At 69.9% G+C, this 20,611-nt stretch carries 19 protein-coding genes; 9 read left to right on the plus strand and 10 right to left on the minus strand.

Annotated features, from left to right (window positions below; genetic code table 11):
- The first annotated feature begins 13 nt into the window (after positions 1 to 13).
- Positions 14 to 706, plus strand: coding sequence for a HemK2/MTQ2 family protein methyltransferase (locus tag AMK34_RS00265; RefSeq protein WP_073842237.1), 693 nt, complete (start codon positions 14 to 16; stop codon positions 704 to 706).
- Complete coding sequence (locus AMK34_RS00270; protein ID WP_038515167.1) at positions 690 to 905, plus strand: CDGSH iron-sulfur domain-containing protein; 216 nt, start codon at positions 690 to 692, stop codon at positions 903 to 905. Before AMK34_RS00265 ends, AMK34_RS00270 begins: the two co-directional genes overlap by 17 nt.
- Here the strand turns inward: AMK34_RS00270 and AMK34_RS00275 are convergent.
- Genes AMK34_RS00275 through AMK34_RS00285 form a run of 3 tightly spaced genes read right to left on the minus strand, consistent with a single transcriptional unit; the run spans position 873 to position 4,513 of the window.
- The gene (locus AMK34_RS00275) at positions 873 to 1,883 is read right to left on the minus strand and encodes an iron-containing redox enzyme family protein (RefSeq protein WP_038515164.1); all 1,011 of its coding nucleotides are present in this window, start codon (positions 1,881 to 1,883) and stop codon (positions 873 to 875) included. The genes AMK34_RS00270 and AMK34_RS00275 overlap by 33 nt on opposite strands.
- Positions 1,884 to 1,901: 18 nt before the next feature.
- A complete protein-coding gene (locus AMK34_RS00280) occupies positions 1,902 to 2,999 on the minus strand; it encodes a carboxylate-amine ligase (protein WP_038515162.1) in 1,098 nt (365 codons plus the stop codon).
- Positions 2,999 to 4,513, minus strand: coding sequence for an FAD-dependent oxidoreductase (locus AMK34_RS00285; protein WP_073842238.1), 1,515 nt, complete (start codon positions 4,511 to 4,513; stop codon positions 2,999 to 3,001). The genes AMK34_RS00280 and AMK34_RS00285 overlap by 1 nt, the downstream gene beginning before the upstream one ends.
- Before the next feature lie 74 nt (positions 4,514 to 4,587).
- On the opposite strand from AMK34_RS00285, the gene AMK34_RS00290 reads away from it, so the two are divergent.
- The 4 genes from AMK34_RS00290 (at position 4,588) to AMK34_RS00305 (ending at position 9,421) form a co-directional block, all read left to right on the plus strand.
- Positions 4,588 to 5,886, plus strand: coding sequence for an ATP-grasp domain-containing protein (locus AMK34_RS00290; protein ID WP_073842239.1), 1,299 nt, complete (start codon positions 4,588 to 4,590; stop codon positions 5,884 to 5,886).
- A 3-nt stretch (positions 5,887 to 5,889) separates the two neighbouring features.
- Positions 5,890 to 7,914 (plus strand): CocE/NonD family hydrolase, encoded by a 2,025-nt coding sequence (locus tag AMK34_RS00295; RefSeq protein ID WP_073842240.1) that lies wholly within the window; start codon positions 5,890 to 5,892, stop codon positions 7,912 to 7,914.
- Positions 7,901 to 8,824 (plus strand): alpha/beta hydrolase, encoded by a 924-nt coding sequence (locus AMK34_RS00300; protein ID WP_073842241.1) that lies wholly within the window; start codon positions 7,901 to 7,903, stop codon positions 8,822 to 8,824. Before AMK34_RS00295 ends, AMK34_RS00300 begins: the two co-directional genes overlap by 14 nt.
- A gap of 150 nt (positions 8,825 to 8,974) precedes the next feature.
- Entirely contained in the window at positions 8,975 to 9,421 is a 447-nt protein-coding gene (locus tag AMK34_RS00305) for a DUF6098 family protein (protein WP_073844453.1), read from the plus strand.
- Between the two features lie 108 nt (positions 9,422 to 9,529).
- On the opposite strand, the gene AMK34_RS00310 is transcribed toward AMK34_RS00305, so the two are convergent.
- Positions 9,530 to 10,618 carry a carboxylate-amine ligase gene (locus tag AMK34_RS00310; protein WP_073842242.1) on the minus strand — a complete coding sequence of 363 codons (1,089 nt, stop codon included), beginning with the start codon at positions 10,616 to 10,618 and terminating at the stop codon, positions 9,530 to 9,532.
- Positions 10,619 to 10,689: 71 nt separating this feature from the next.
- On the opposite strand from AMK34_RS00310, the gene AMK34_RS00315 reads away from it, so the two are divergent.
- The gene (locus AMK34_RS00315) at positions 10,690 to 11,049 is read left to right on the plus strand and encodes a hypothetical protein (protein ID WP_073842243.1); all 360 of its coding nucleotides are present in this window, start codon (positions 10,690 to 10,692) and stop codon (positions 11,047 to 11,049) included.
- A 10-nt stretch (positions 11,050 to 11,059) separates the two neighbouring features.
- Here AMK34_RS00315 and AMK34_RS00320 read toward each other — a convergent pair whose 3' ends face one another.
- Positions 11,060 to 11,998, minus strand: a complete 939-nt coding sequence (locus tag AMK34_RS00320) for a universal stress protein (RefSeq protein ID WP_038515150.1) — start codon at positions 11,996 to 11,998, stop codon at positions 11,060 to 11,062.
- Positions 11,999 to 12,145: 147 nt separating this feature from the next.
- Between AMK34_RS00320 and AMK34_RS00325 the strand changes: the two genes are divergently transcribed.
- Entirely contained in the window at positions 12,146 to 12,493 is a 348-nt protein-coding gene (locus AMK34_RS00325; protein WP_228694566.1) for an STAS domain-containing protein, read from the plus strand.
- A 4-nt stretch (positions 12,494 to 12,497) separates the two neighbouring features.
- Here AMK34_RS00325 and AMK34_RS00330 read toward each other — a convergent pair whose 3' ends face one another.
- The 4 genes from AMK34_RS00330 to AMK34_RS42925 form a co-directional block, all read right to left on the minus strand.
- Positions 12,498 to 13,748 carry a PucR family transcriptional regulator gene (locus tag AMK34_RS00330; RefSeq protein WP_073842244.1) on the minus strand — a complete coding sequence of 417 codons (1,251 nt, stop codon included), beginning with the start codon at positions 13,746 to 13,748 and terminating at the stop codon, positions 12,498 to 12,500.
- A gap of 22 nt (positions 13,749 to 13,770) precedes the next feature.
- Entirely contained in the window at positions 13,771 to 14,118 is a 348-nt protein-coding gene (locus AMK34_RS00335; protein ID WP_063777632.1) for an STAS domain-containing protein, read from the minus strand.
- A gap of 191 nt (positions 14,119 to 14,309) precedes the next feature.
- Positions 14,310 to 16,487 carry an ATP-binding protein gene (locus AMK34_RS00340; RefSeq protein ID WP_073844455.1) on the minus strand — a complete coding sequence of 726 codons (2,178 nt, stop codon included), beginning with the start codon at positions 16,485 to 16,487 and terminating at the stop codon, positions 14,310 to 14,312.
- Positions 16,488 to 16,669: 182 nt separating this feature from the next.
- Entirely contained in the window at positions 16,670 to 16,828 is a 159-nt protein-coding gene (locus tag AMK34_RS42925) for a hypothetical protein (RefSeq protein WP_158073266.1), read from the minus strand.
- A 262-nt stretch (positions 16,829 to 17,090) separates the two neighbouring features.
- Here AMK34_RS42925 and AMK34_RS00345 point away from each other — a divergent pair, with 262 nt between their 5' ends.
- Positions 17,091 to 18,059 carry a hypothetical protein gene (locus tag AMK34_RS00345; RefSeq protein WP_241832645.1) on the plus strand — a complete coding sequence of 323 codons (969 nt, stop codon included), beginning with the start codon at positions 17,091 to 17,093 and terminating at the stop codon, positions 18,057 to 18,059.
- Here AMK34_RS00345 and AMK34_RS00350 read toward each other — a convergent pair.
- Positions 18,026 to 20,500 carry a hypothetical protein gene (locus AMK34_RS00350; protein ID WP_073842245.1) on the minus strand — a complete coding sequence of 825 codons (2,475 nt, stop codon included), beginning with the start codon at positions 20,498 to 20,500 and terminating at the stop codon, positions 18,026 to 18,028. The genes AMK34_RS00345 and AMK34_RS00350 overlap by 34 nt on opposite strands.
- Positions 20,501 to 20,611 lie beyond the last annotated feature (111 nt).

Genomic DNA, 20,611 nt, shown 5'->3' on the forward strand with positions numbered 1-20,611 from the left:
AACCGGAGGGGACATGACCGCGATCTCCCAGGCAGCAACGATTCCACTCGCCCCGGCGCGGCCATGGCTGCTGCGGCTGCCGGGGGTCTACCGCCCGCAACACGACACGTGGTTGCTGGCGAGCGCGTTGAGCGCGTCGGGAATGCCGCGCGAAGCGAGAGTCCTCGATCTCTGCACCGGCACCGGCGCCCTCGCGCTGACGGCCGCGGCGCACGGCGCGAGATCGGTGACCGCCGTGGACATCTCCCGGCGGGCGCTGGCCGCGGTGTGGGTCAACGCGCGGCTACGCGGCCTCCCGGTCCGGCCGCTTCGTGGCGGCTTGGCCGAGGCGGCTCGCGGTGGCCCGTTCGACGTCGTGCTGGCGAACCCGCCGTACGTTCCCTCGCCGGTGCCGGCCACCGGGGCCGCGCGGGCGTGGGACGCGGGGCCGGACGGCCGGATCGTGCTCGACCAGGTCTGTGCCCAGGCGGCCGAATTGGTGGCGCCGGGCGGCTACCTGATGATGGTCCACTCCGCGGTCTCCGGTCCCGACACGTCGTTGACGCAGTTGCGGGCGGCGGGGTTGACACCGTCGGTGGTCGCCACCCGATCGATCCCCTTCGGACCGGTCATGCGGGCACGGGCGGCCTTCCTCGAAGCGGCGGGCCTGATCGAGGCCGAGCAGTGTCACGAGGACCTGGTGGTGATCCGTGCCGACCGGCCGTAGGACCAGGGTCCGGATCGAATCCGGCGGGCCCCTCCTGGTGGAGGGGCCGGTCGAGATCGTCACGGACGACGGCGAGACGGTGACCTCGGATCGCTTCGTGGTCGCCCTCTGCGCCTGCCGCCGCAGCAAGCGTTACCCGTTCTGCGACACGAGCCATCGCCGCCGGTCACGGCAGGGGATGCAGCGGCCTGAGGAGTGAGGTCTCCCCGGCTGACCAAGCGCCGAGCAGGTGCTCGGTCAGCCGGGTTTCCAGCAGGTCGGTGGCCTGGATGCCCAGCGCGACGTCCGCCGCGAGTTCGGGTTCGCGGTCGAGCAGATCGCCGACGACGTCGTGCCGCAGCACCTGTTCGTGCACCGCGTCGGCCTCGATGTGCTCGGTGTAGAAGTAACGGCATTCCGGTGCCGCGCCAAGACGTTCCAGCGCCTGGTCCATGCGCCGGGCGGCGGGCGCGGTGGTGATCTCGGCGGCGGCGAAATGCCCGACGAGCGCGCCACGCAGGCCCCGGTGCAGGCCGAACAGCGACATCATGTTCACCGTCGCGAGCGTGCAGGCGGGGACGTGATCGAGGTAGGCGAGGTAGCCGTCCGACAGGCCGGCGGCGGTCAGCAGATCCCCGAACAGCCGGGAATGCGCCTGATCGGCCCGCCCGCCGCCGAACTCGTCGAACTCCACGGCGACCAGCGCGGCCTTGGCCCTGCCCCGCAGGCGCGGGATCACCCACGCGTGGGGATCGGCCTCCTTCAAGTGGTAGATCGACCGCTGCGCGAAGTACTCCTCGACGTGCCACCATTCGCCCTCGTCACGCAGGAAGTGGGAAACGCCGCCGCCTTCGACCGGTTCGACGAGCAACTCGTCCAGCAGCCCGCCGACGTCGTCCCCGCCGGGCACGGCGGCGCGGATGCCGTCGAGGAACACGTGCTCCAGAACGGATCGGAAGGCGAGCAGGCGCGAGTCCCACTCCCACTCCGAGTCGACGCCGTCGAAGCCCTGGTAGTGGAGTTCGTAGCAGACGTGCAGCGCCAGCTGGAGGTCTTCACCGAACGGGTCGGCGCCGGTCGCCACGTCGGGGTCGAAATCGTCTCGGCGTCCGCCAGCCAGGGTGTCCACCACGGCCGCCGAAAGCGGGCCGCGGATTTCAGGCAGCCTCGCGGCCACGTCACGGTCGATCGTCGTCATGTCGCGCGAGTACCCGATCTAGGCGTGCGGAACCGTCTCTTCGGTCAGCATCCGCAACACCGCGATCTCTCCGTCGGCGGCGGCCCGGCGCTGCCGTTCGGCGCCGGTGCCCTCCCGTTCCAGCCGGCCGAGCAGGGTGCGGACGAGGTCCGCGTCGCCCGTGTCCTCCAACGCCTGTCGTGTACGCGACAGCAGCGCGGCGACCCGGTCGCCCGCCGGGACCGGCTTTCCCGCCACCGGGTCGACGGCGGGGCCCGAAAGCCCGTGACGTGCGGCCGACCACACGGCCGCGGCGGCGATCTGGGGATCCAGTGGCACGGCCTCCACGCCGTGGTCCAGGTCGGCGAGGGCGGTGCGCACCAGTGCCCGGGTCAGCAGTCCCTGCAAGACGGCTTCGTCCACGGTGGACGCGGTGTCGGCGGCGCGGACCTCGACGGTCGGCCACCGCGCCGACGGCCTCGCGAGCCAGAAGGTCTGGTTCTCGTCCACCAGGACCCCGCAGTCCACCAGCTTCCCGACCTGTTCCTCGTAAGCGGCGGCGTCGACGAAGTACGGGGCGATACCCGAGCCGGGGAACCGGCTCTGCTCCACCATCCGCCAGCTCTCGTAACCGGTGTCGCGGCCGCCTTCGAAAGGCGAGTTGCCCGACAACGCCAGCAGCGTGGGCAGCCATTCACCCAGATGGTTCACCACGGCGACCGCGGTCTCCCGGTCGGGCACGCCGACGTGCACGTGGCATCCGCAGGCCTCGTAGGCCTTGACCACCCCGGCGTACAGCGCGTCGACCTTGCCGAACCGGTCGACGGCGTCGTGGTCGCGGTCGGGCGAGGGACGCGGGGGAGTGCCGGCGGCGATGATGGCGCAGTCCTCGCCCGCGGCCGCCTCGGCGAGCGTGCGGCGCCCCGCGGTCAGGTGCTCGTACAGCTCGTCGGCCGTGTCGCAGACGCCGGTGGCGGCCTCGATCTGGGTCGGCCGCAGTTCCCGGTGGACCGCCGCGCCGTCCGGCAGCGGACAGCAGATCCGATGCCGTTCGAGCACCGCCTCGGCCCGGGGGCAGCTCACCCCGGTCCTGGGATCGACCAGCAGGAACTCTTCTTCGATACCGATCCCGGTCATCACCGCTCCCGCTTCTTCGGTAGCGCGCGCACGGCCGGCCCCTGGATCACCGACCCGTCCAGCCCGAACCTCGAACCGTGGCACGGGCAGTCCCAGGTCTTCTCCGCGTTGTTGAACGCGACGAGGCAGCCGAGATGGGTGCAGTGGGCGCCGACGGCGTGCAGCTCGCCACCCGGATCGCGGTAGGCGGCGACAAGTTCGCCGCCGTCCCGGGTCACCTTCGCCTCGCCCGGTACGAGCTCGTCGAGGGAAGCGGGTTTGCGCAACGCGCTGAGATGGTCGCCCACCAGGAATTTCGCCACGGTGGCGTTGTTCTCCACGGTCGAAATCGCCGACCGGAGGTCGAAGCGGTTCGGGTCGTACAGGCCCGCCGACGGATTGTCGCGTCCTGTCAGCAGATCCGCGAGCAGCAGCCCGGCCGCGGTGCCGCCCGTCATGCCCCACTGGCCGAAGCCGGTGGCGACCCAGAGGTGGCGGCTGGCCGGGTGATAGCGCCCGACATACGGCACGGAGTCCAAAGTGGACAGATCGTGCGCGGACCACCGGTGGGTGACCCGGTGCACGCCGGCGTGCTCGCGCGCCCACGTGGCCAGCCGCTCGTAGCGGCTCTCGACGTCGACGGAGTCACCGACCCGGTAATGCTCGCCGCCCACGACCGCGTACGGCACACCGTCGTTGAGGTAGCTCCGGACGGAGTGGTGGGTGTCGGCGTCCAGATACATTCCCTCGGGCGGGTGATTTCCCGCGACGGGTCCGGCGACCACCAGATCGCGGACCGGATCGAGCCGGGCGAAGAACAGGCCGCGGTCGAACACGGGGTAATGGGTCGCGACCACGACCTCACCGGCGCGCACGTCACCCGAGCTCGTGCGCACCTTGGTCCCGCCGAGTTCGTCGAGACCTTCCGCGCGGACCCCTTCGACGATCGTCCCGCCCGCGCGTTCGATTTCGGCGGCCAGCGCGAGCAGCCAGCGGCGCGGGTGGAAATGCGCCTGCGACGCGAATTTGACCGCGCCGAGGGCGGGCACGTCGAGGTCGACCTCGGTGACGTAGGTGGCCGGAAGACCCGCCTCGGCGGCCGCTTCGGCCTCCCGTTCGAGGCTTTCGACGGTCTCGGGCATGGTCGTGTAAACGAAGCTGTCGGCGCGGGTGAACCCGCAGTCGATGCCCAGTTCGGCCGTGGCCGCCGCGATCCAGTCGAGGGCGGCCGCCTGCGTGTACGCGTACATCGCGGCGGCTTCGGTGCCCTTGGTCTTGGCCAGCGTGGCGTACTTCAGCCCGTGCTGGGCGCTGACCTTGGCGGTGGTGTGGCCGGACACCCCCGCAGCGATACGTCCGGCCTCCAGCACGAGGACCGAACGCCCGGCCCTCGCCAGCCGGTACGCCGTGGTGAGCCCGGCGATGCCGCCGCCGAGGACCGCGACGTCGACCTGCGGCGGCAACGGCGTGCCGGTGCGATCGGGAGCGGGAGCCGTGTCGAGCCACAATGAACGCGTTCCGGGCAACTCCGTCATGCGGCCCGGATTCCCTCGGGGCGGAGCGGGCAAACCCTGGTTTTCCGGCCCACTCGAGCGGGTAGGCCTGGCCTATGACCACATCCTCCAGGCCCCCAGAGGAAAAGAACATCTTCGTCATCGGTCTCGACGACGCGAACGACGAGGTGCTGAGACGAATCCCCGGCGCCGACCGGTACCGCTTCCACGCGTTGCTCTCACCGGAGGAGCTGCAGCACGGCGAGATCCCGATCGTCGAGCTCGTGGAGAAGGCGGAGGCGCAGTTGGACGCCTTCTCCGAGCCGATCGACGCGATCGTCAGCTATTGGGACTTCCCGTCCTCGACGATGGTGGCGATGCTGTGCGAGAAGTACGGGCTCCCGGGAGTTTCCCTCGAGGCGGTCCTGAAATGCGAGCACAAGTACTGGAGCCGCCTCGAACAGGCGAAGGTGATCGACGAGGTGCCGTCGTTCGGCATCGTCGATCTGGACGAGGACGACCCCCGCCCGCCTGAGGGCGTCGGCTACCCCATGTGGCTCAAACCGGTGAAGTCGTTCTCCTCGGAGCTTGCCTTCCACGTCGCCGACGACGACGAGTTCGACAAGGCGGTCGCGGAGATCCGGGCGGGTGTCGACAGGGTCGGTAAACCCTTCGAGCGCGTGCTGGCCACGGTCGACCTCCCCGAAGAGGTGGCGAACGCCGGTGGGGCCGCGTGCCTCGCCGAAGGAGAGCTCAACGGCGTGCAGGCCGCGACCGAAGGCTATGTCTACAAAGGACAGGTCACGGTCTACGGGGTGCTCGATTCGATCAACTACCCCGATTCGACGTCCTTCCTGCGGCACCAGTACCCGTCGCAGCTGCCCGTGGACGCCGTCGAGCGGATGAAGGAGATCTCCGTCCGCGTGATGGAGCAGATCGGCTTCGACAACGCGACGTTCAGTATCGAGTTCTTCTGTCATCCCGAATCCGGGCAGGCCTGCCTGCTGGAGATCAATCCGCGGCATTCGCAGTCGCACGCGGAACTGTTCGAGTACGTGGACGGGGTGGCGAACCACCAGATCATGGTCCGGCTGGGCCTGGGACAGGATCCCGGAGCGCGACGGAACCGGGGCGACTACCGGATCGCGGGCAAGTGGTACTACCGCCGTTTCCGCGACGCGCTGGTCACCCGGGTGCCCACCCGCGCCGAGATCGCCGACCTGGAGGCGGAGATCCCCGGGGTGAAGATCGAACTGGTGGCCGAGAAGGACACCAGGCTGTCCGATCTGCCCGAACAGGACAGCTACAGCTACGAACTCGCGCACATCTTCGTGGCGGCGCAGACCGAACGGGAGATGGAGAGCAAGTACCGCCGGTGCACCGAGGCGCTGCGGTTCGACTTCGAGGAGGGATAGCCCATGCGGACGGTGGCTTCGCTGCCGTACGAGATCACCGAGGAGGACCATGTCTGGATCCCGGTTTCCGACGGCGTCCGGCTGTCGGCCCGGATCTGGCGGCCGGTCGCTTCGGACGGCGAGCCGGTGCCGGCGATCCTGGAGTACATCCCTTATCGGCACCGTGATCTGACGTCGGTGCGGGATTCGGTGCACCATCCGTACCTCGCTGGGCACGGTTACGCGTGCGTCCGCGTCGACATCCGCGGTTCGGGGGAGTCGGAGGGAGTCCTCGCCGACGAGTACCTCGAACGGGAGCAGCTCGACGCCGAGGACGTCCTCGAATGGATCGCCGCGCAGCCATGGTGTTCCGGCCGGACCGGCATGATGGGCATCTCCTGGGGCGGGTTCGCCGCCCTGCAGGTGGCGGCGCGCAAACCGCCGAGCCTGACCGCGATCGCGATCTCGTCGTTCACCGACGACCGGTACTCCGACGACATGCACTACATGGGCGGCTGCCTGCTCTCGGACAATGTCGCCGAAGCGTCCACGATGTTCGCCTACGCCACGTTGCCGCCCGATCCCGCGTTGGCGGGGGAGCGGTGGCGCGACCTGTGGCACGAACGCCTGGAGAACTGCGGTCTCTGGGTGGGCGAATGGCTGAGCCACCAGCGGCGCGACGAATACTGGCGGCACGCTTCGGTCTGCGAGAACTACGGCGACGTCCAGGTGCCGGTCCTCGCGTCCAGCGGCTGGGCGGACGGGTACTCGAACGCGGTCTCGCGGCTGCTGGCCAATCTCGACGTGCCGCGGCGCGGGCTGATCGGGCCGTGGTCGCACAAGTACCCGCATCTCGGACGGCCCGGCCCCGCCATCGGCTACCTGCAGGAACTGGTCCGCTGGTGGGACCACTGGCTGAAGGACGTCGAAAACGGCGCCATGGACGGGCCGATGCTGCAGACCTGGATGCAGGACAGCGTGCCGCCGTCGACCTCGTACGAAGATCGCCCCGGCCGCTGGGTCGGGGAGCCGTCCTGGCCTTCGCCGCATGTGCGTCCGTCGGAGCATCGGCTCGCGCGGCACCGGATCGCACGGCCCGGCGAGGAGGTCCCGGCGGAGGACCTGCCGGTGGAATCGCCGCTTTCGGTCGGCCAGTTCGCCGGTAAGTGGGCTTCCTACAGCGCTCCGCCGGATCTGCCGTACGACCAGCGGGAAGAGGACGGCGGCTCGCTCGTCTTCGACACCGACGAGCTCGCCGAGCCGTGCGAGATCCTCGGATCGCCGGTGGTGGATCTGGAGGTCTCGGCGGACAAGCCGGTCGCGCAGGTCGCCGTCCGGCTGTCCGACGTCGCGCCGGACGGCAGGGCGACGCGAGTGACCTACGGACTGCTGAACCTGACCCACCGGGACGGGCACGACGACCCGGATCCGCTCGAACCGGGTACGCGATACCGGGTGCGCGTCGAGCTCAACGCCGTCGCGCAGGCTTTCCCCGCCGGGCACCGGATCCGGTTGTCGATCTCGTCGTCGTACTGGCCGCTGGCGTGGCCGCCGCCGGAACCGGCGAGGGTGACCGTCCACACCGGACAGAGCACGCTGACGCTGCCGGTGCGGCCGATGGCCGAAGCGGACGAGGTCCCGGCTCGGCCGTTCGGTGAACCCGAAGGCGCGGAACCACTGCCGGCGACCCAGGTCGAACCCGGCGAGCAGCGCTGGACCGTCTCCCGCGACCTGATCGACTACCGCTCCGCGCTCGACATCGTGAAGAACGAGGGCAAGGTCCGGTTCGAGGACATCGATCTCGACGTCACGAGAAACGTCTTCGAGCGGTACTCGTGGGTGGCCGACGACTTCTGTTCCCCGGTGGCGGAGACGGCGTGGTCGATGACGTTCGCCCGCGGGGACTGGTCCGCGAGGTCCGAGACGCGGACCCGGGTTTCGTGCACTCCCACCGAGTTCGTGATCGACGCGCAACTCGACGCCTTCGAAGGCGAGCGACGGACGTTTTCCCGCAACTGGCATCGGACGGTTCCCCGTGATCAGGTCTAAGACGAGTCTCACGGCGAAATCGCTGCTCGCCTGGCTGCGCCTCACCAAACGGAAGCGGACGTATGCCGAGCTCGACCGATTCCGCCGGAGCATCGAAAGCAGCCAGGCGAAGGGCGACCGAGGGCCGATCCGCTCGATCCGGCGCCGGTTCGCCGTCGATCGGTCCGAAGTGGACGGACGGCCCTGCTACACGATCCGCCCGCGCCGTGGTGGGGCCGCCAAGCACGTGCTGTACTTCCACGGTGGTGCTTACGTGCACCAGATCCAGCACGACCACTGGCGGTTCTTCGGGCGGCTGATCGACCGCGCCGGCTGCTCGGTCACCGTGCCGATCTACCCGCTGGCCCCGGACCATCAATGCCCGGAGACCATCGCGTTCGTCCGCCGCGCCTACGACGGGTTCGCCGCTGCTACCGAGCCGGAGGACCGGATCGTGATGGGGGATTCCGCCGGCGCGGGCATCGCGCTGGCGCTCACCAAGGCGTTGCGGGACGAAGGCAGGCCGGTGCCGAAGGAGACCGTCCTGCTGTCGCCGTGGCTGGACCTGACCATGAGCCATCCGGCACAACCCGCCCTGGACGAGCGCGACCCGTACCTCGCGCTCACCGGCCTGAACGAGGCGGCGAGGCTCTACAGTGGACGATTGCCCCGCACCGATCCCAGGCTCAGCCCGCTGTCCGGCGATCTTTCCGGGCTCGGGGCGCTGACCGTCTACATCGGAACCAAGGACGTCCTGCTCGCCGACGCCCGGCGTCTTCACACGCTGTGCACCGAGCAAGGCGTGCCGCTGAGCTATCACGAGTACGAGGGCATGATCCACGCGTGGATGCTGGCCTCGATCCCGGAAGCGAAGCTGGTGCTGGAGGAGATCGCTCATCTCGTGGATCGATCGCTCGTGAAATCGGTGTAGACGCGTGACGAGTGGGTAACCGGAAGACAACGGCCGGCGTAGCGAGGTTGTACGTCCACCGGCCGTGAGGTGGACCGGCGCGGGCAGCCCCGGCGGAGCAGGGACGCCGGCGCGCCGGTCACCGTGTCCACTTCCCGGCTGGAGTGCTCGATGGAACGGTTGGAGTCACTGGGGGATCTCGCCGTGCTGGTCAGGAGGCGGGAAGGACTGTACGTGCGGTGGGCGCCGACTCCCGAGCATCGCCCCGGCACGAGCCGGGACGAACTCACCGGTGTGGAACTGCCGGGGCTTTCGGTGAACCCCCTCGATCCCGAACCCTGGTGGCGGGATCAGCCGCTCGAACTCTGGCTGGCCCGGAGGCTCTACGACTACTGCCACCTCAGCCACGAACGTCGTCGTGAGACCAAGCCGTGGGTGCTGGCGGGCCGGATCGTGGGATCGGGTCCGGACAACGAGCCGCTGCTGACCGATCCCGAACCGGTCGGCAGGATCTCCACCGCGGTGCTCGGGGAGGCCCGGGATCTGTTGCGGGACCGGGCGCGACACGACGCGGACTGGGGTCCGTTGCGCCGCCCGCCGGAACTCGGCCGGGCTTGAAGCCGTAACTCGCGTGCTTGGGGCCGTAACTCGCGTGATTGGAGCCGTAAGTCACGAGATACGGCTCCAATCACGCGAGTTGCGCTTACGAGCACGCGAGTTACGGCTTCAATCACGGGCGGGCCGGACGGCGAGCAGGTCCACGACGTCCTCCGCCACACCGCGCTTCTCGAACCGCGCCCGTTGCCGATCGGCCCCGCCGCCCTCGGCGGCCAGCCGCGCACACCCGTCGCGGACGAAGTCGAGATCACCGGTTTCGGCCAGCGCACCCGACGCGAACGTGACGACGTCGTCGAGCACGTCGCTCGCCGGGGCGAGATCGCCGGTCCGGAAATGCGGGCAGCGCCCGGAGAGTCCTTCCCGCGACGCCCGCCAGATCTGCGCGCGCAGAACCTCGTTGGACAGCTTCGACGGCCGTTCCTCCGAGGTGAGGATGGTGCCGACCAGGCCGCGGATCAGCACCCCGTAGAGGACCGCTTCGCCGACGGTGGCCGCGACGTCGCCGAGCCGGAACTCGACCGTCGGCTGTTTCTCGGAAAGCCTTACGTCCCAATAGACCATCGCGCGATCGAGGATGGCGCCCGCCCGGAGCCAGGCATCGACGATGCTCTCGTAGTGGTCCAGCGAGCCGAACCGCGGCGGCGCGCCCGCCGAGGGCCAGCGGTTCCATTGCTGGTAACGCCAGCTGGCGTACCCGGTGTCGTAGCCGTCGCAGATCGCGGAATTGGCGGTCACGGTCAGCAGCGCGGGCAGGAATGGCCGCACGCGGTCGATCACCCGGATCCCGGTTTCCCGGTCCGGGACGGCGATGTGCACGTGGCAGCCGCAGGTGTGCGACGTCCGCGCGGTCGCCCCGAAGTGTTCGGACATCCGCTCGTAGCGCGGATTCGGGGTGATGGCGGGCAGAGCCGTTTCCGCGAGCGGCGCGCTGCCGCTGGGCAGCAGGCGGCAACCCCGCCGTGCGGCGGCTTCGGCCAGGTCGGTGCGCAGGGTCGTCAGCTGCCGCTCGGCCTCTTCGCGGGTCGTACAGATGCCGGTGGCCGATTCGGCCTGGGAACGGGTGAGCTCCTGCTGGAGTTCGCCCTCATCTTCGTCCGCGGCGTCCACGACGGCGTCGCCCGCCGGGGAAAGGTGACCGGTCCGGTCCACCACGAAGAACTCTTCCTCGACCCCGAAGGTGAGTACGTCGTTGTTCACAACCGCTGATACCCCCGGCCCGCTGGGCACAAACTTGTTTTCGCAGGTCGTGGACGGGGTATTTCAGGGCAATGAGTCCGAAGTCGCAGGAGCCTCCGTATCTGCTGGCCGCACAGGCCGGATCAGTCGTGCGCCACCTGCACAGCAGCCTGCGGGCGGGTGAACCCGCTTCGCCCGCCGACCTGTGCCGGACCATCGGGGCGTTGCAGCAACTCGCCGACGACCTCGTCCAGGTCCTGCCCGGTCTGCAGGGCCAGCTCGAAGAATGCCTGCTGGCAGGCCAGGTCGGCGCGGGCGACACGGCGGCCGAGGCCTGGGACAAGGTCGCCGACGTCGGGTACGCGCTCGCCCAGGCCCGCACGGGCGGCCTCCTGCTGGCCGCGGAACTCCGCGTTTCGCGACGCACGCTCGGAGAACTCGCTTCTTCGTGAGACGCCGGGCTCAGCCGACCGGCTGGGCCCGGACCACCGCCACCGGGCAATGCGCGTGATGCAGCGCGTCGTCGCTGACCGAACCCAGCAGGAGACGCCGGAGATCGCCGTGATCGCTCCGGCCGAGCACCAGCAGCGCGGCCTCACTGGATTGCACGGTCAACGCCTGCGCGGCGGGCCCCACCCCGTGCACCGTCTCCACAGCGACGTCCGGATAGCGCTCCCGCCACGGCTTGAGCTGCCGTGCGACGAGTTCGTCGGCCACCTCCTGGGGTATACCGGGCGCCGGATCCAGCACCGGCCCGCCGAGCAGCGGCTCGCTCGCGGGACCCCAGAGCGGCATCCGCGCGACATGCACCGCGTGCACGGTGAGCCCGTGCCGGGACGCGAAGTCGAAGGCGAACCCGGCCGCCTGCGAGCTCTGCTCCGAACCGTCGGTGCCGAGGATCACCGGCCCGCCGGGCGGCGGCTCGTCCCCGCGCACGACCACGACGGGCCGGCCGGCGGTCTTGGTCACGCCGGATTCCGTCGAGCCGAGGACGGCCCTGGTGAACAACCCCGCGTGGGATTCGCCGAGCACGATCATCGCCGCATCGGTCTCGTCGGCGACCGAGGTCAGGACCTGCTCCGGAACGCCACCGCGCACGACCGTGCGGACATCGAGGTCCGGGTCGGAGCGTTTCAGCGCTTCGGCCATCGAGGCGAGCTGCCGCCGGGCGGGTTCCACTTCCGCGGCCTCGTCGGCGGCTTGGGGGACCGCTTCGTTCAGCGGTGTCGCGACAGGGTCCGAGCCGGGCGGGGGAAGCCGATCGTGGGTGCAGTACGCGAGGACCACGCCGAGGCCGCGGGTCTTCGCCTCGGCGACCGCCCAGCGGACGGCGCGGCGGGCCTCGGGCGAGCCGTCGAAACCGATCACCACCGGCCCCTGGCCGGTCTGTTCAGCGGACATGGGACATCACCTCCGACGCGCTGCTGATACCCGCTTTACGGGGTCTTCAAGCGGACCGCCGGTTTCGCCGCACCGCATGTCTGGGTACTTCCACATATGACTTCCCTGTCGACGCCCCGCGCGCTTGACAAGAAGCGCGCCTTCTCAGTGTCCTCCGAACGGCGGGCGCTCGAAGAACCACGGGGACGTCTCCGCCTGCACGTGAGCAGGCCGACCAGGGGGACCACCGTCGTCAAGATGAACGGCGAGGTCGACCTCGGAACCGCTCCGCGCCTGTGGGAGATGCTCGACCAGCGACTCCACGGCAGCGGCACGACGGTGATCGTCAACCTGTCCGAGCTCGAGTTCTTCGGAGTGACGGGTATCCGGGCGCTCGAACGCGCGCAGCTGCTCGCCGACGAAACAGGGACGAATCTCTTCATCTTCGCCGGAGAGTGCCGTTCCGCCTGCCGCCTGCTCGGCCTGTGCGAGAGCGAAACCCTTCACGTGCTGTGACGTGTCACAAGGCCTTGGGCCGGGCGGCGGCGCGAGCCGCAAGGGCCGCGTTCAGCAGCGCGATATGTTCGAGCCGGGTGGGGTCCAGCCCGGTGAGATCCGCGATCCGGCGCAGCCGGTAGTCGACCGTGTTGGGGTGGACGTGCAGGGCCGCGGCCGTCTGACGGCGCCCGCCCCGGTTGAGGAAGGTCTCCAGCGTCTGCAGGAGTTCCTCGTTGCCGTCCAGCGGCATCAGGCGGGTGGCCAGCCGGTCGAGTGCCGGGCCCGGACGCGAAAGCTGGTATTCGAGCAGGACGTCGTCGAGCCGGTACAGCCCGGGCGGCCGCCCGGTTCCGGTGGCGACCGCGAGCACGTCCTGCGCGAGCTTCGCCGCGGCGGGCACACCGGACGGCTCGGCCGCGGCGGTCCCGGCGATGACCTCGGCGCCCGCCGTCCTGGCGACGTCGGCGAGCACGCGTTCCAGCCGCGCCCAGTCCCGTGTGGACAGTTCGTCGGCCGCGGTTTCGTGCGGTAGCAAGGCGAGCCCGCCGTCCGGCGTGAGCGAAGTCAGGACGGTACCCCGGATCTGGCGTTCCAGTTCGACCCGCAGCCGCCGGAGCTTCCGCCGTCCGGCGACCAGCGGGTCGACCCCGTCGACCTCCTCGTCCGGATGCGCTCCGACCGACGCCGCGAGGACGATGTAGCACGGCGGCAGCCGCAGGCCCGCCTGTCCCGCCGCGACTTCCGCGGGTTCGCCGTCGAGCAGCGCGGAGAGCACCGTGTGCCGCGCCGACCGTTCGTCGTCGAACATCGTTCGGCGTTCGTCGAGGTAGCCGGCGCCGACCGCGGGCGTGACCACCTCCAGATAACGCAGAGTCAGCGCGTTGACGGCCAGGACGTCGGCGACCTCGTCCGGCCGCGCGTCCGGCGTCAGCGACGCCCAGACCACCTGGATGCCGATGTGGTACGCGGTGAGGACGACGTCGATCGGGATGCCCTCCTCCGCGCGCCGGGCCGCCGATTCGCGGAGGAAGTCGAGCTCCCGCCGCGTCGGCGTCGCGCCGGTGCGCAGAGTGTCGATGAAGGACCGCAGGTTCTGCTCGATCACGTGGGTGATGTCGCCGCTGAGTTCCTCGGCGGGCAGCAGGCCGTACTCCGGGATCCGCAGGACGATCTCGGAGAGCACCGTCTTCGCGAGCGAAGGCAGGACTTCGGTCAGCCGTTCCGCCAGGGGACGTCCGCCGATACGGAAGCCTGGATCCTTGTCACCCGTCACAACCGCCCATCATGACAGCTGGTCAGTGCGTGAGCACGTCCCGTGCCGAATCGAGCGTCGGGTGCACGGTGAGGACCGCGTCGAGACCGAGCAACGACATCGGGCGAAGCAGGGCCCGCTCCTGGGTGACCAGGATGAACGGGACGCCGGCTTCTTCGGCTTTCGCGCGGGTCTGCACGAAGACGGTGAAGCCGGAGGAATCACAGAAGGTGACCGCGGACAGGTCGGCGATCAGTACCGACGGCTTGAACCGGAGCTCCTCGTCCAGCGCCTTGCGCAGGTCGTCGGAGACGCCGAGATCGATTTCGCCGGATACGGTGACCACCGTGTCGGTGGCGGAGGCCGTGATCGAGATGTCGAGAGGGGACACGAATCTCCGTGTCGGACGGGGCGGATCGGAAGCGGGAGCGCGGTAGTCGGTCAAGTTGACTCCTTGCCGGTACGGGGGACCGGCTGCTGCCCATGGGCATGCCGGACCCGGAAAAGGGACCCGGCGGCTGGTGTCTGAACCGCGACAGGCCAACCGTAGCAGCCTCGCGGCCCGTTACGCCGGTTGAGCGGTCACCCCATCCGTACCCGAGCCTCGCCGACCATCACCCGATCGAGGTCAGGGTGGGTCTCGTCGGCTCGATTCCACAGTTCGGCGGCCAGTTCGGCGGAGCCTTCAGCGGCCGCGACATTGCCGAGCCCGGTGTAGGCGCGAGCGGTTTCGTAGCGGCTCCCGCAGGCCTCCGCCCGGTCCGCGGCGGCACGATAGGCCGAGGCGGCCAGGTCGTGGCGTTCCGCGTGGTACCAGGCCCAGCCCAGGCAATTGAGGGCCATGGCGGCGTCGAGATCCAGCCCCAGTTCGTCGAAGACGGCCAGCGTCCGGCCGGCGATCGCGGCGGCGTCTTCGGATCGCCCCAGCGCGGTCAGCACCAGCGCGATCCCGCGGTCGGTGATCGCGGCGTTGCGGCGATTGCCGTCACGGACGTAGAACGCGTGCGCCTGCCGGAGATCCCGCAAGGCGTCGTCGTGGTTGCCCCGGTAGTGCTCGGCCCAGCCGTTGTGCGCGAGGGTGGTGGTCTCGCCGTGCCCGTCACCGATGCGCCGGAACAGCGCGAGCGCTTCGCCGTAGTACGCCGAAGCCTCGTCCAGGTCGCCGCGATCGACGTGCGCGACCCCGAGGTTGGCGGTGGTGGTGGCCAGCGCCCACGTGTCCCCGAGCGCTTCGGCGGACGAGCGCGCCCACCGGTGCGTCTCCAGCCACGGGTCCCACAGTTTGGCCACGAAGAAGAAGTCGCGCAGGAAGAAGGCGAGCTGCCAGCATCGTTCGTGTTCGCCGCGTTCGCCCGCCGTCCGGCACAGGGCCACCAGGCCGGGCCATTCGGCGCGGAACCAGGACATCGCCATCTCGCTGTCGTCCAGCCTGGCCGGTTCCGGGACGCCGGGGTCGAAGACGATCTCCGGGAAGTAGCGGTGCGGGGTGATTTCCCGGTCGGCCAGCGCGGCGGTCCGCACCGCGAAATCGGTGAGCCTGCTGAAGGCCTTCATGCCGTCCTCCGCGTCGGTGAGCACGAATTCGGTGGCGAACGCGCGCAACAGGTCGTGGAATCCGTATCGGTCGGAGTCCGGTTGGGTGAGCAGATGGGCTTCGTGCAAACGGTCCAGCAGCCGATCGGCCTCCCGGAACGGAAGCGCGCTCAACGCGCTGGCGGTATGGACGTCGACGTCGGTTCCGGGGTGGACGGTGAGCAGCCCGAAAAGTCTCGCCTCGGCGGTGCTCAACTGCTGAACGGACAGCCGGAACGCGGCGGCGAGCGAACGTTCGCCGTCGTCCAGCTCGCCGAGGCGGGCCGATTCGTCCGCCAGCCGCCGATCGAGTTCCGCGACGTCCCACGCGGCATGCGCGCGAAGCCGCGCCGCGGCGATCCGGATCGCGAGGGGGAGCCGGGCGCAGCGCCGGACCACCCGGGTGACGGCGGGTCCGGCGGGAACGCCGGTGATCGCGGTGAAGAGGTCGACCGCCGCGTCGAGCGGGAGCATGTCCAAAGAGACGTGCGTGGCGTCGTCGAGCGCGCTCAGCCTGGACCTCGATGTGATCAGCACGCGGCATTTCGGTTCGGCGGGAAGCAACGGACGCACCTGCGCCGCGCTCACCGCGTTGTCGAGTACGAGAAGCAGACTGCGGCCGCGAAGCCGCGATCGGTACAGCGCCGCGCGATCGGCGGGTTCGGCCGGGATGCCGTCCGCAGGGACACCGAGCACGCGAAGCAGCCTGTCGTGCACCGCGGCGGGTTCACCGGCTTCGTCGCGCAGGTCGACGAACAGGCAGCCGTCGGCGAATCCGGATTCCAGCCGGTGCGCGCATCGCACCGCGAGTTCCGTCTTGCCGACACCGCCCATGCCGGACACCACACAGACACCCCCGTCGGCTTCGAGCGCCGCGCGGATCGCCCGCAGTTCGGCCGCCCGGCCGGTGAAGGACGAAGTCGCCGGTGGCAGGCCGGACGGTCTGACGTCCGGCCGCGTCCGGCGCCGCACGGGTTCGCCGGGCAGCAGCGGTTTCAACTCTCCTTCCGCGCCGAGTTCCGTTTCGCACAACTCCGCCAGTGCTGGATTCGGCGCGGAAATCCCGGTCTCGACTTTACTGAGGTAACCCTTGCTGTAGTGAGTGCGGGCGGCGAGTTCGGTGAGCGAAAGGCCCGCCGCTTTACGGCGGCGACGCAACTCCGCTCCGAACGTTGCTCTCTCGTTCATCGGCACCCATCCTCGTCGGAGGATCAGTATGGCCGTGTGGACGATGTTCCGGCAGTGGCTTCCGTCCGGCGGCCGGATCCGCGGATCCGGCCGCCGGACGCGGGTGTGTTTCATACCGTGTCCTCAGCCGAACACGATGCCGAGCAGGGCCAGGATCAGGCCGATGGCGTGGGTCTGCATGATCAGTCCACCTCCTTTCCGTGTGTGGCGACCACGGGAGAGACCGGGTTCGCGGGCGCGGTCCCCGCCGCGCTGCCGAGCGCCACCCCGATGAGGAGCGCGACCACCCACAGCCAGAAAGCGATCCGTAAGAGCAGCGAAAGCGAGCACTTGACGGTCATTCCGACTCCTTCGGTGAGCGCATGAGGGCAGCACTCGACAACGCGGGAAAACCGCTGGTTGAGGTGTTATCGCCGCGAATTGGGGCGGCTCACCAAGAATGCGTCGCCGGTCCGGGGGCGACAAGGAGTTTCCTGTTTCCCGTATGAGCGGGAAACGAAAACCCAAAATAACGATCGGCGATACACGGCCGCCACCGGCTGGACACGGGCCGCCGGGCTGGCGACTATTGACGACCGTGCTTGAACCACTAGGGGAGGACTGGTGACCGTCAGCGCTGCGGATCTGGCCGGCGAATTGAAGCTGCTGCGGAGGGGCCGGGGTATCGCGGCCCCTCAGCTGGCCGAACGGGCGGGACCCGCGTTACGCGCGGTCTGCGGCATGGCCGAAGGCGAGGGGAACGCGGCGATCCGGAAGACACTCGGAGAATGCCTGTCCGGATGGGCGCGTTCGCTGCCCGAGGACCTGTGCACCGCCGTGCTGGCCGCGCTCGGGCTGCATCCGGAGGCGGCGCACCCCTTCTATCAGGATCGGGTGCGCTGGCTGGCCAGGCATCTGCAGCGCGACGACCGGACCGCCCGCCGCCGGATCGACGACGGCATCCATCAGCTCGCCGAGGTCGCCGTCGCGTCCACAAGCGAATCCGACGAGACCGAAGCGGCTCAGCCCAGCCGAAGATGGCACACGGAGGAACTGCGCGTGGCGGTGGCGCTCGACCAGCCGGTGCCGGAGGTCCTCGAATCCCGCCGGATCGTCGCCGATGCCGACGACATCGCCGAACTGGACCTGGCCCTCACCCTGACCGACTCGGTCTACCGGGGCGAGGCCATCGGCAGCGAAGACCTCCGCGTGGACGTGTTCCACGGTGGACGGCTGACCGGACGGGTGATGGAGTCCACCGATCGCGTCGGTCTGGCGTTGCGGTTGCCCAGCCCGCTCAAGCGGCTGAGCAAACACGAGATCGCCTTGCGGTTCCGGGCGGAGTTCAGGCATCCGCATTTCGTCTGCGTCCCGCGGCATCCGGTCGATCTGTTCGATCTGCACGTCCGGTTCGCCCTGCCGATCCCGGTGGAAGTCGTCCTGCTGGAACGGGTCTTCCAGGACGACGCGAGCGACGAGGCGGCGCGCGGGTTCTCCCTGACGCCGGACGCGTCGGGCGAGGTTCATGTCCAGTTTCGGCATCTGACACCGGGTTTCGCCTACGGAGTGCGCTGGCGGCCGTCGGAGAACTGACTCGCCGTGCCCCGCAGCACCCGTTTCGCCGCGATCGCCTTCTCGGACAGTTCGGTCGCGGGGCCGAGCGTCGCGACGATGTCGTCCGCGGCGCCGTCGACCAGTTCGGTGGCCCGCCGGTACTGGTCGCGTCCGCTGAAGGCCAGTGCGAGGCCGAGGTCGAGCCGGCTTTCGAGGGTTTCCGGATGGGTCGCGCCCAGCAAGCGGATCTGTGGCTGGAGGATCTCCTCGAGGAGTTCGGCTTGGCGGCCGAAGTCGCGTGACTGTCCGTGCGCCAGGGCCATGCCGTGCCTGATCCGGTACCGCAAGCGGTTCTCGCCACCGAAGACGCGGAGCACGGTCCGCTCGGTCTCACTCAACGCCTGCAGGGCCCGCTCCGGCCGGCCCCGCAGCAGGAGCGCGCGGCCGGCCAGGGCGGCGGCGGTCAAGGCCGCCGGGCTCTCGGCGCCGTGACGCCGTCCATATCGGCTTTCGAGTTCGCGCAGGGCGGCGACGGACCGGTCCGGGTGAAGGTCTTGGAGGTCGAGGGTGACCGTCGCCTCGGCCCACAGCAATTCGGCTTCGGTGCATCGGAAATGCCGCATTCTGCCGGTGGCGTGGAACGCCGCGATCACTTCCGCCGCGGCTTCGCGTGCCCGCCGCGGCCGGTCGTCGAGCAGCAGGACGCGGGCGTATTCCAGCAGGGCCGTCGGCAGGAGGTCGCCGGATGGCGAGTCGCGAAGCTCCGGCAGGACCGTGTCGAGCGAGGCGATGGCCTCCCGGGCCCGGCCTCGGAGTCGTAGTGCCTGTGCGCTCGCCACGACCGCGGATAGCCGGGCTGCACCCCGCCAGGGAAGCTCGTGCCAGAAAGCCCGTTCGCCGGCGCCGTAGTCGCCCTGACAGTCGAATGCCTGCGCGGCGACCAGTTCGGCCGCGTATCGCTCCTCGTCGTCGGCCGCGGACAGCAGGGCGTGCCGGGCGTGCCGCACGGCTTCCGGATACAGCCCGCAGGCGATCTCCACCCGTGCGGCCGTCACGAAGTCCGTGCTCGTGGCGCCTTCGGTGGACAGGATCGCGGCGTGGACCTCACCGGCGGCGAAGAAATCCCGGTGCCGTTCGTGAGCGGCCGCGACCGGGCGCAGCAGCCGGATCCGGAGCGCCGCGGACGTGCGCTCGGCGAGGGCGCGGGCATGCTGCAGGAGGAAGTCCCGGTACTCGGTGCGTTCGTCGGAAAGCAGTCGTAGCAAGGACTTCGCCGCGGAAGCGGGCAGGTCGCCGGGATCGAGCCCCGCCCTGGCCACTTCGGCGACGAGGGGTTGCAGCCGCAACCCGCCGTCCATAAGCAAGGCGAGACCTTGTTCTTCCAGTTCGCCGACGGCTTCCACGGAACCGGCTCCGAGCACGTCACGGGCGATGCCGAGCGGAAAGGGGACCGGCGCCAGCAGTCCGCCGAGGCGGATGATCCCGGCGGCGACCGGACCGCAACCGGCTAGCAGACCGCGAATCGCAGGTGGCGCCGTGTCCGGACAGGACGCGAGCCGTTCGCCCTGGCGTCGCACCGCCAAAGCGTTGGCGCGCAGCGTGATCGGATGTCCGCCACAGTGTTCGACGAGACGGAGCACCGCTTCCCGCTCGGTGTCGTCGGCCGGGGCGCGGTAGTCGCTGAACAGCCTGAGCCCTTCGGCCGGGGTCAACCCGGCGAGGTCCAGCGCGGCGGCGTCCCACGGAGAATTCCCCACCCGGCTCACGAGCAGTGTGGACACCATGGAGGCAGGGAGGAGCAGCCGTTCGAGGACGTCCGGAGGGAGTCCCGGCGGCACGTCGTCGATGAGGACGAGAACGCGACGCCCGTCGGCGCCGATCCGCTCGGCGACGTGGTCGCGCAGCCGGTCGAAGCCGATGCCGGACAGATCGGCGTCCAGCCGGTCGCCGGCCGCGCGGGCCAGCGAGAGGTGGAACTGGGACAGGACCTCTTCCGGCGCGTGCTGCCCGAACGGGCCCAGCCGTAGGACACCGCCGTCGAAGGTGTCCTGGAAGAGGCGGGCGTACTGTTCGGTCAACACGGTCTTGCCGACGCCTGGCAGGCCTCGCACCATCAGTACCGGGTGCGCGTGCAGGCCACGATGGAGCGCCAGGAGCTCGCGATACCGCCCGACCATCCGGGCCGGGCGTCCGCGGCGGGCGTCGGCCACCTTGCGCCGGACGAGCCAGACGAAGGCGGGCAGATCCCGCGGATCGACGGCCTGCTCGCCGTCCGCCCCCGGATCGACGACCAAGGCCCGGTCGGCACGGGAACAAAGGACCAGCACGAGACGGGAGTTCGCGAGCGCGTCGGCGAACTCGTCGACGGCGGAGTCCCGGAGAACACGGAGCCCCGCGTCGCGAAGTGCCGCTTCCGGCCCGTCCACCGGGGCCGCACCCTCCGAAGTGAAACACAACAAGACATCGAAACGATCCGTCATCCGTGCTCTCCCCGTGATCGTGGCGATTCGACAGCGCAGGGATCGATCCAGGGGCCGGTTTCGCTACCGATGATCGCGCCTTGGCGAAAGCTGTCCTTGAACTGCCCGCTT

Origin of the sequence: Amycolatopsis sp. CB00013, assembly GCF_001905755.1 — a bacterium.
Lineage (GTDB): Bacteria > Actinomycetota > Actinomycetes > Mycobacteriales > Pseudonocardiaceae > Amycolatopsis > Amycolatopsis japonica.